This is a genomic window from Bradyrhizobium sp. sGM-13 (genome assembly GCF_018398875.1).
Lineage (GTDB): Bacteria > Pseudomonadota > Alphaproteobacteria > Rhizobiales > Xanthobacteraceae > Bradyrhizobium.
Genome location: NZ_JAGWDK010000080.1, coordinates 1 through 9,757, shown reverse-complemented (window position 1 = coordinate 9,757; position 9,757 = coordinate 1). Strand labels below are relative to the sequence as shown.

At 57.4% G+C, this 9,757-nt stretch carries 11 protein-coding genes and 1 pseudogene; 9 read left to right on the top strand and 3 right to left on the bottom strand.

Annotation, left to right across the window (positions count from 1 at the left end):
- Positions 1-389 precede the first annotated feature (389 nt).
- The 5 genes from KJQ96_RS37285 (at position 390) to KJQ96_RS37265 (ending at position 3,263) form a co-directional block, all read left to right on the top strand.
- On the top strand, positions 390-602 hold the full coding sequence (locus tag KJQ96_RS37285) for a hypothetical protein (protein WP_213291040.1): 213 nt from the start codon (positions 390-392) through the stop codon (positions 600-602).
- A 209-nt stretch (positions 603-811) separates the two neighbouring features.
- Positions 812-1,276 carry a multiubiquitin domain-containing protein gene (locus KJQ96_RS37280; RefSeq protein ID WP_213291039.1) on the top strand — a complete coding sequence of 155 codons (465 nt, stop codon included), beginning with the start codon at positions 812-814 and terminating at the stop codon, positions 1,274-1,276.
- Entirely contained in the window at positions 1,236-2,432 is a 1,197-nt protein-coding gene (locus KJQ96_RS37275) for a ThiF family adenylyltransferase (protein WP_249735006.1), read from the top strand. The genes KJQ96_RS37280 and KJQ96_RS37275 overlap by 41 nt, the downstream gene beginning before the upstream one ends.
- On the top strand, positions 2,429-2,857 hold the full coding sequence (locus KJQ96_RS37270) for a DUF6527 family protein (RefSeq protein ID WP_057900959.1): 429 nt from the start codon (positions 2,429-2,431) through the stop codon (positions 2,855-2,857). The genes KJQ96_RS37275 and KJQ96_RS37270 overlap by 4 nt, the downstream gene beginning before the upstream one ends.
- 58 nt (positions 2,858-2,915) lie before the next feature.
- The gene (locus tag KJQ96_RS37265; RefSeq protein WP_057849681.1) at positions 2,916-3,263 is read left to right on the top strand and encodes a hypothetical protein; all 348 of its coding nucleotides are present in this window, start codon (positions 2,916-2,918) and stop codon (positions 3,261-3,263) included.
- A gap of 541 nt (positions 3,264-3,804) precedes the next feature.
- Here the strand turns inward: KJQ96_RS37265 and KJQ96_RS37260 are convergent.
- From KJQ96_RS37260 to KJQ96_RS37255, 3 genes are all read right to left on the bottom strand, one after another.
- Complete coding sequence (locus KJQ96_RS37260; RefSeq protein WP_213291038.1) at positions 3,805-5,373, bottom strand: Fic family protein; 1,569 nt, start codon at positions 5,371-5,373, stop codon at positions 3,805-3,807.
- A gap of 1,945 nt (positions 5,374-7,318) precedes the next feature.
- The gene (locus tag KJQ96_RS42445) at positions 7,319-7,549 is read right to left on the bottom strand and encodes a LysR family transcriptional regulator substrate-binding protein (protein WP_375293259.1); all 231 of its coding nucleotides are present in this window, start codon (positions 7,547-7,549) and stop codon (positions 7,319-7,321) included.
- 58 nt (positions 7,550-7,607) lie between these two features.
- Positions 7,608-7,736 carry a LysR family transcriptional regulator gene (locus KJQ96_RS37255; protein WP_213256723.1) on the bottom strand — a complete coding sequence of 43 codons (129 nt, stop codon included), beginning with the start codon at positions 7,734-7,736 and terminating at the stop codon, positions 7,608-7,610.
- A 521-nt stretch (positions 7,737-8,257) separates the two neighbouring features.
- On the opposite strand from KJQ96_RS37255, the gene KJQ96_RS37250 reads away from it, so the two are divergent.
- The 4 genes and pseudogenes from KJQ96_RS37250 to KJQ96_RS37240 all read left to right on the top strand — a co-directional run.
- Positions 8,258-8,629, top strand: a complete 372-nt coding sequence (locus tag KJQ96_RS37250; protein ID WP_213291037.1) for an ABC transporter permease subunit — start codon at positions 8,258-8,260, stop codon at positions 8,627-8,629.
- Positions 8,630-8,660: 31 nt separating this feature from the next.
- A pseudogene (locus KJQ96_RS42440) lies at positions 8,661-8,948 on the top strand (hypothetical protein); the annotation flags it as partial.
- Positions 8,949-8,958: 10 nt separating this feature from the next.
- Positions 8,959-9,384 (top strand): ABC transporter permease subunit, encoded by a 426-nt coding sequence (locus KJQ96_RS41010; protein ID WP_309142532.1) that lies wholly within the window; start codon positions 8,959-8,961, stop codon positions 9,382-9,384.
- On the top strand, positions 9,377-9,757 hold a 381-nt coding region (locus tag KJQ96_RS37240; protein ID WP_213291035.1), incomplete at its 3' end, for an ATP-binding cassette domain-containing protein. The genes KJQ96_RS41010 and KJQ96_RS37240, both read left to right, overlap by 8 nt.

Below are 9,757 nucleotides of genomic sequence, written 5' to 3'. Positions count from 1 at the left end.
AGCTTCAGAACCCGCTTCGCTTAATCCTAAGTCCATTATAGGGACAGGCTCCTAGAAGCCTGGACAACCGCCGCCGTCACGAGCTGCGCTTCCTGACCACCCCGCTCGGCCGACTGATCCGTGACATCCGCCGCCGGCCATTCAAAGATGCCTTCCAGAAAGCGCTCGCGCCAGCCTCGCAGATCCAAATCGGTGTGGTGAAATCCGTCGAAAAAGACACTCGAACGCGGAATTTAGGCATCAACCCGGGACCCCTTGCATTTATCAATATCGACATGTCGTTACTGTACAGAGCTAAACGTAACCCTCTTTCACGAGCCGGCTGTTGGGGGTCGGCAAGGTCAATAATGATGCGATCTCAGTTCGGCGAAACAGCATAAGAGCAGGACATGGCTGGGCATTTCTACCGACTCCGCATGGGCATCTATGCGGAGACGTTGTTTCGGCGCAGCAACCGCGTGAAGCCGGAAAGGATCTGGCTGCAGTACAACGTGATGCGGCTGGGAAGCGAACTAAGGCGGTCCGAGCACTGGTCCAGTGCGGCTGGCCAGCCAGGCCGGCATCGAAACGATGCAGCCGAAACCGTCGCCACGCTGACGTAACCCTTGTGCTGGCAAGAATGGTCCGCCTCTCCATCCGATCCAATCTTGGGGCGACTTCAGCGCTGACTCCGGAAGCAAGCCTAAGCCCCATCGATCTTTCCCTGACGAATCCCATTTAGAGATCAAAGTCAGTGTCGCCTCCAGAGAAGCAATCCAGTTTCACCTCCAAAAGCGAAAATCTGCACTATCGCTAGACCAACGAGGCCATCATGTCGGACGACAAGCCGGACGTGCGTATCCATATCGATCAGAAACCGCTTCACTCGCCGAACCCGACGACAGGCGTTGGCCTTTATGAACTCGGGCAGGTTCCCGAAGGTCAGGTGCTGTACAAGGGGGGCGAGGGTAACCAAGAAGACAGGTTAGTGCGAATCGACAGTCCAAAGATCGATCTCACACAAGACCAGCACTTCCATCGTGGTGAAGCCCCCGAAAAGCATTACGTCATTATCGTCAACACCGACCCCGTCGTCGTCGATCATGATGTCTTGACGTTCGATGAACTCGTGAAAATCGCCTTTCCGGTTCCGCCGACCGGGCAAGACCCGGAATTAACGGTGAGCTTCGAACACGCAAAGAGTGTCCCGCATCACGGTGACCTTCCTCCAAACGGCACGGTTACCGTGAGAAAACATGGCACCATTTTCGATGTCGATCATACCAATCGATCGTAGCTCCGATTTAGAACTGTTGCGCAGGGAGGGATATAACGTCCAGGTAACGGGCGCCGGCTACCTGGTCGTTCACGACGTCCCCTATGTCAACAGCAAGCGTGAAATCGCGGTCGGTGCGCTGGCATCGAACCTCGATCTTGCTGGCGACGTTACGGCTCAGCCGCAAGATCACACGGCCAAATTTATCGGCGAATATCCTTGCGACAGTAACGGTAAGCCGCTCGAAGTTCTGAAGCATCAGAGCGGATCGTACGATGTTGGCCACGGGTTCGTCGCCCAACATTCCTTTTCCCGAAAGCCGGCGCGCGGGCACTATGAAAATTACCATGAAAAGATGACGGCCTATGTCGCGCTCCTCGGTAAGCACGTTGCTGCCATAGACCCTTTGGTCACAGCGAAAACCCACAAGGTCATTGAGCCTAAGGACGACAACTTACCATTCAATTACCTCGATACTGCGTCCGCAAGAGCGGAAATCAACACAATTACCGCGAGGCTTGCGGAGGATGCGATCGCAATCGTCGGGGTTGGCGGAACCGGATCGTACGTGCTCGATATGGTCGCCAAGACTCCCGTCAAGCAGATCCATATTTTTGATGCCGACCGCTTCTTGACACACAATGCTTTCCGGGCGCCAGGCGCACCCGAAATCGAAGATTTGCGAGCGCAGCCGCTCAAGGTGGAATACTTCGCGTCGATTTACGCCCGTATGCATCGTGGAATTATTCCACATCCCATCCATATCGATGCGACCAACGCGGATAAGCTAGGCAGCATGTCCTTTGTCTTCCTTTGCATGGAAGGAGGAGCTGCGAAGCGCGCGGTCGTGGACAAGCTGGAAGCGCTCGGGACGCCGTTCGCGGACGTCGGAATAGGCTTGTATGCCAAGCGAAATTCAATTGGCGGTATGCTCCGCAGCATCCTTAGCTTACCCGACGCCCGAGAACGCGCGCGGTCTCGCATATCGTTCGCCACGGACGACGCAAATAATGAGTACGACAAGAATATCCAAGTTGCCGATCTCAATGCACTTAACGCGTGTTTGGCTGTAATCGCTTGGAAGAAGCTGCGTGGCTTTTATTTCAACTTGGGTAAGGAGCGTTTTGTCTCTTATACAATTGCAAATAGCCTTCTCGCGAAGGGTGATCCCATTTGAACAGGATCGATGCCATCCGGCCCGAGCTCGTCGAGCGCATACCCAAAGTTCTCGACAACGGAGTTATTTACATCTCCCTCAAGTTCCGCACGGCGGCGCATAACTGCTGTTGCGGATGTGGCACTAAGATCGTGACACCGCTCAAGCCCGGCCGGTGGCGGCTAGAAACTGAGGACGGGGCCGTAAGTCTAACTCCGTCCATCGGCAATTGGAGCGCGGGCTGCCAGTCGCACTATTGGATCAGGGACAATCGCATAGAATGGGCGCCCGCGTTTACCCCGAAGCAGATCGCGGCCAACCGGGCCAGCGACCAGCGCGCGCGCCAGCAGGCTCATACCGAACGCTACAGGAGAGAACGAGGCTTCTGGGGACGTCTTTGGGACGCAATCAAAGGTCTGTGGCAAGCGTTTATGAACTGGTTCTGATGTCATTCGACGAGTACGCTCCGCGTGCACGCGCGAACAACATCATGTTGTCACTCAGGTGAATTTCCAGGTCACAGTCCTGAAGATCCTGCTGAGCTATCCGGACGGCTTCGCAAGGATGGCGGAGCTTAAGCGCGACATGGCCATTTTAGCGACGAGCGGTCGGGACTGGGCCGAGCGCACCAAGAGCTTGGCCGCCCGCGTGCCGAACCTCGACATCTTTTCGCAAGAACTCGTTGAGCGCATGAACGGTGGCTGGCGCATCACCGAAAAGGGACGTGCCTTCCTCAATTTCATGGAAACGCGCCCGATGGCTGCGGAGGTGCCGGTAGAGACGGAGGTGGCCGCTCCCGAGCAACCGAAGCCGATGAAGCGCAATTGCCTCCCGTCGAAGCAGGCCGGCTGACGGCATGAACGTCAGCACCTACCTCGTGCGGCCGGCAAGCGAAGACGCGCAACCAGGTCTTGCCCTGCGCTCTTCGCTCGCAGTTTCGGATGGACGCGCCCCACCTCGGCCTTTGGCTCGCAGGTGAGGGAACGCGAAGATGTCCCCGCTAGGTCGAAGGGCCGAACTACCCATCTTCGCTGTCTACACGGCTTGCCGCACGCGAGCGGTTTCTTCATCATTCCCACCCTGAAAGGGATCGAACTCACCTCTGTCTACCTCGCCGGCCTGGGGTCGATGCGGTCAGCCGTAGATCGCCTCCCTGCTGTTCGGCGCGCATGCGCCAATCTTCGAGGACAAGGCGCGCGGTCGTGAGACCGCTGGGCATGACAGAGTGAGAGGAGCGCCCAACTTCGCCGTCACGGGTTCATAGTCGCGAGAGAGGCTCGCGACAGCCGTCGCGGAGAATCGCCTTCACTTGTCGGTTTCTGCTGTCCCGATTTTTTTGTTCAATCGGCTGCACAAGCTTGATCAGCGACATAAGGGATTTTGTCGCGAAAGCTTACGGGGCGTGATTTTGCTCGTTTGAGCTATCTTCAAATCCTTCGAATGCATCCCGGACAACGGCCTCGATGCTGGCAACCTCATCGTCCGTTAGCTTCTCGAATTCGCGCTCCCTTCTTTTCTTGGAAAGCACGCCCTTGTTCTGCCGGATGAACAGAAGCAGGTCGTCTGCAAGGCGATCCGGCATTTCAACCGTGTCCATGATTTTGCGGCGGGCTTCGTCGTGACGGCGCAGATAATCGATTTCGTGCGGCAGATCGTGCTCCACCGTTCTCTTGACGCACTGATACAAAAATTCCGCTTCGTCGGTGCAATCGAAATAGCAGTAGAGGTCGGCGGTATCGTTCAGCACTTCGACATTCCTGTCCGATGTCGGTTTCCAGTCGATAAACTCCATCAAGGGCCCGGAATGGGACTGCAGGGTAGTGCGGTAGTCATCAATCCGGTCGAGCATGACGGACGACACCGGAAACACCATGCCTGGCGGCGTGAATTTCCGCTCCGCCAGAACATGGTGGATGAGGCAGCGATGCAGGCGTCCGTTGCCGTCCTGAAGCGGATGGACATAGACGAACCCGAAAGCTGTGCTTGCCGCTTGTAGAACGGCATCAATCCCGTCATCGCGCATACGCGCGTTAGCGTCGATCAGGCCTTTCATGAGGCTGGTCAGGTCGTCGGGTCTGGCGCCGATGAACTCAGGCAGCGGATTGTTCTCATGGTCTTGCTCACCCAGAAAAACGCCATCTGGCCGAAGGCCTGGATGAATGAGCCGGGTGTCTTCGATGAGGACGCTATGTAGCCGCACGATCTCTTCAAGGGTCAGAGCATGCTTGCCTGCCTGCACGACAGCGCGTCCCCACCGCTCCAGCCGGTTCCTGGGCGGGCGTTCGCCTTCGATCTCGAAGCTTGCGCGGCTATCGGCGAGCAACAGAAAACTCGCGGCGCGGGAGACCACATGGCCGCCGGTACGCCCGACGGTCTCGCGGGCCTTTTCCGCAAGACCACTCTCTGTGAGAGCAACGAGCGCGGAAGTCCTTCGGATGACTGGGCTGAAATCTTTCGTTCCGAGCAGATTGTTGCGAACGCGGTGCCGTTTTGACAGCTTGGGCTTGCCTGTGAAATAAGCCTTCGGGTCGAACAAATCGACAGCTGCGACGTTCGGGGTATCCGGAATGTCGAGCGTCTCGCCAGTTAGCATTTCGTAGAGGAACCAGACCCGGCGCGCGGGCACACCGGTTGGTGCCGCTGTGACGAAGTCACGGATTTCTGCCTTCGGGACCGCCTTGAACACGCGCTTGAGCACGAGGAGATCGAGGTCTTCGTGGCGCAGGGCAAAGGTGAGGTGATCTGCAAAATTGTCGCCGGGCCAATATCTCTTGTCGAACAGCCGCCAGTCGTCTTCATCCCGGTGGCTGCCACGGATATGCTTTTCCGACACGGCGCTAGGCCGACGGACGGGTGCCGCAACCGATAGTATCTGGACCAATGCTGACAGCCCGACGAGTTGGGTCTCGGTAGGCAGTGCCTTGCCTTGGAAAGCCTTTGTCTCCGCAAAGTTCAGCCGCATGGTCGAAAATCCATATGGAATGTCGAATTTTGCCGCTAAAATAGTAACATTGTCGAAAACAACTTACCGGCTCTCGGGTCGAAAATCAACCCAATTTGTCATTTTCTGGCTCAAAGTGATCCGAAATGCCGAAAATCGGGCTAATTGGCAATAATTTGCCAAAAAGAGGCTTCGTGAGCGAGGGCTGGATATCCCTGCTTTCACTCCCGGCTAGCAATGGATCCGCCTCGAACTTGGCCCTTCTTGCTAAGCCTCGCTGAGCAAAAAAGGCGGCCATCCTCAAACTGGCTGCACACCCCTAACATCGATGCGACAATTCATGGCCAGCCAAACACCGGCCATGAGCCCTCGGCCTCGTTCTCGACGGTGAAGTGAAAATCCCTCAGGCGGCTCGTTTCAAGCATCCTCAGCATGTCCGAAAACTCGCCGCGCGTGAGGGGCTGAGAGACGGAAGATGCTCCCCCTTAAAGAGATGGCCCGCGTCCGGAAATTCCGTCACGGCAAACCAATCCGATCGCTTACTTGGCGGCTACGTTTCGAGTCCAACGAAACTCGCTTCCGCAAACGCACTTCTCTGTGCCGGTATCTGTTCGGTGCTTCCAACAGTCGCCAAAACTTGGTCGTACAAAACGCACACACAATCTCATCACGGCCATATGTGTTCGGGTAGTCGTCTGAGAGGTCGTACTGCTCTTTCCCTATCGGTTGTTCGAGGTCATACGGTCTTGGTGCGAGCTTTTCTTTACGAGTTCCTCAATCCACTCTGCGCCAAGTTCTCGGAACTCTGCTTCGGCGAATGACGAAATCAGTATCATCTCGTCTTGACCTACGACGCGGACGTAGTTCGGCCCCATCGGGGATCCATTGTGGGCCCAGTAATCCCAAGTACATTGGCCTGGAATTGGCGAAGTTCCTCCAGACCCAAATTGATCGATCTGATTTCCCATACGAATCGTCGGATCACCTCCTGAATCTCAGCAGCGCCACTGCCGACCTGTCTTGCTGCGCTGGGCAAATCCGGCGGCATCGATGTCAGGAGTTCCATCCTTGGTTCGTTTTCCCCTTAGCGCAGATTAAAAATGGGGACAATGCGGGTCACCCGAATGCAATTCTGAGCGCGCGGACCGTTGGGCACTTCGCCAAACTCGCGATCACCTTGACGTCGGTGAAACCGATCGCTGGGTCGAAGCCAACACAAGTGCATAATCGGCGTGGTGAAATCCGTCGAAAATGACGCTCGAAAGCGGAATCTAAGCGTCGACGGGGCACGCGTTGCATTAAACAATATCGACAGATCGTTACTATCGAGCGTTTAGCATGGCCCTCTTCACGGCCGGGTTAAGCCCATCTCAATTCGGTGAAACAGTACAGGAGCCGTACATGGCTAGCCATTTCTACCAAGTTTGCATGGGTGCGTATGGGGAGACGTTGTTTCGGTCCAGCAAGCGCGACGCGCGGCAAGCGATCTGGTTACAGTACAACCTGATGCGGCTTGGGAGCGAAGCGTGCGGTCCAAGCACAGTTTCCACTGGGAGCGCACGTCGGCCTACTGGGCCGCTTCTGCCATTAATTTGAAGCCGTAGAGCCGCACCACCGGTTATCGCCGACGCTCAAAGCGTCTCCATTCTCGCTTCGTCCCCAACGGGGATTGAATTGATCGCACCCAAGGAACATCTGCGCAACCCAATCGGCGCACATAGCGCCTGGATGCCTGAGTGCGGGAAAGAAGCAGCCCAGCCCGAGGGTGGCGTGGCTCAGAGCCAAAGAGTTTGCGCGAGTGCAATTTCTGGTTTAAGAGCCCGCTTGATTACCTGGATGAAGAGTAATTGTCTGTGCGTTCTGGACTTATATTTTTGATCTTTGTGGTGGGGCTAATAGCACTGCTGTATTTGCCCGAGCCTGAGAACGACGACACTGTTTTAGTTTGTTCCGTCGCGTGTCCCAATTAGGACAATGCCACAATTTCAGATGCCGGCCCGTCCATCGCACATTCCCAGCTACTCTTGGGAACGTTACCTACATAAAAGTCGATGCTCCCGTCCTTAAGCCGCGCCTGGACGGTCTGATACGTGAGGCCTTCGACAATATGCAGATTGACACCAGGGTATCGTTTGCGGAAAGCACTGAGCATGCGCGGCAGCATCGCGACGTGAGGCTCCGTGGAAAGACAGGCCACGACGCTTCCATCGACGCCCCCCCGGTGCTGCTGGATTTCCTCGCGGGCGCGGCCCAATTCACTTGCGGCGATGCGGGCGGCGCAGGAAGATCTTGCCCATAGGCGTAAGTACTGTGCCGCGCTTGCGTCGCTCGAAAAGGGCGGCGCCGAGTTCGTGCTCTAGTTGGCGGATGCTCACACGAACCATTCTGTCATCTAGGTGAAACACAGCGATCTCCTTACTATCCGTTGAAGTGCCGAGCGATCGCGGAGGTTGATGTTTGAGTCTTTCTGGTTGGGGGCTGTGCGAGCTTTAGATTTGCATTCTGAGTTCGGGCCCACTGCGCGGTTCTTCCTAATCTGCGGAGGAGATGCGCAGTCTGCGCCGGAAGCTGGCGTGATGGAAGCCCGGAACAGGAATACGGAAAAACTGAACGCTGGCTCCCGAAGGAAGTCGGACCATTGCGTATCAGAAAGTAAAAGGGGGGATGGTGCGAAGATCAATCGGCCGATGCCTGACTAGCCAGTGCCGATCGCGCCACCGGCCATGACCTGGGAATTTTTACTGTTGGACCTAGCCAAGGGTGCGATCACCACCCTGACGGTTTCGACGGCAGGCATCGGTCTGGGCATGCTCGCCGGCCTTTTCCTAGCCTTGGTGCACGTCGGCCGCGTGCCGATTGCCGCGCAAACCGTCGCAGCCTACACCAGTCTTGCGTGCGCCGCGCGATGGTCACGCTCGCGCTTCTGGTTTTCTTCGGATTGCCGAGTATTGGCCTTGCCATGTCGCCGCCGGTCGCGGCGATCGTAGTCATTGCTATTAACACTTCTGCGTTCCAGGCCGAGATCTGGCGAGCGTCGCTGCTCGATTTTCCGACGGGCCAAGTCGATGCCGCCCGCGCGGTAGGCATGACGCGGGGGTTGATCTTCCGGCGCATTGTGTTCCCGCAGGTGTGGCGCGCGAGCATGCCGGCGATCGCGAACGAGCTTACCCTTGTCATCAAAGGGAGCCCAGCCGTTGCGGTCATGGCGTCGTCGACCTCACGCGCGTGGCGGTGCGCTGGTCCACGCAAACCTATCAGCCGATTGTGCCCTTCCTGACTGCGGGTGCTATCTACGTGCTCGCCGTCATGTGCCTGCTGCGCGTCCAACGTTACATGGAGCACCGCATTGTCGAACGTTACGGGGTCCTTTGATCGCGAACTTTGGCGCAGTTCTTGGGGAGTGGCGCACCCTCGGAATCGGGTTCCTCAACACCGTCTGGATATGCGCGCTCGCCGGCGCGCTATCGTTAGCACTCGCCGCCTTCGTGTCGACGCTGCTGGTATCGCGGCGGAAGCTGATCCGGCGCGCCTCGCAAGGCGCCGTGGACCTGCTGCGAGCGCTCCCGTTCCTCGTGCTGCTCTTCACCGTGTACTATTGCCTGCCCCGTGATCGGCGTGAGGCTGTCGGCTTGGACTTGCGGACTGGCGGCGCTGGTCGTGTACAACACTGCGTACTTCGCCGAAATCCTGCGCGGCGCTTGGGCACACATGCCGCGAGAGCAGGAGGAGGCCGGGCGCGCCTACGGCTACTATGGCCTTGGGCTCTACGGGCGGATCATTCTTCCGCAGATACTTATCGCGTCCGGCCCGGTGCTCGGCAATCAGATGATCACGCTCGTTAAGAATTCAGCCTTTCTGATGATGATAACAATTCCCGATCTCACTTCTTTGGCGAACTTGGTCCAAGCCACCTACTATATCCCGTTCGAGACTCTATTCGTCACGGTTGCCCTCTACTGGGTAATCTGCTCCGCAATCGAAGGGATTGTGCGCGCGATGGACCGCGTCGCGGTGGTGCGTGGCCATGAGTGAGCCCGTCGTTGTCGCGCAACGGATCTGCAAGAGCTTCGGCTCGCTGCGAGTGCTCCGGGAGGTCGATCTTGAAGTGCAGGCCGGGCGGACGCTTTGCATTCTTGGGCCGAGCGGCTCGGGTAAATCAACGTTGCTCCGCTGCCTGAACTTTCTCGAGCGACCGGACGAGGGAGCGGTGTTCCTGCGCGGCGAGCGCGTCGGCTTCTCGTGCACGGCCGCCGGTCAGGAGCGTCAGATGACCGATCGCGAACTGGCGCGCATGCGTACACGCATGGGCATGGTGTTTCAGCAGTTCAATCTGTGGCCGCACCTCACGGTCCTAGGAGCCTGTCTGAGTAGTGACTGGTCAAGAGGGAGCGAGTCTGATTCCTTG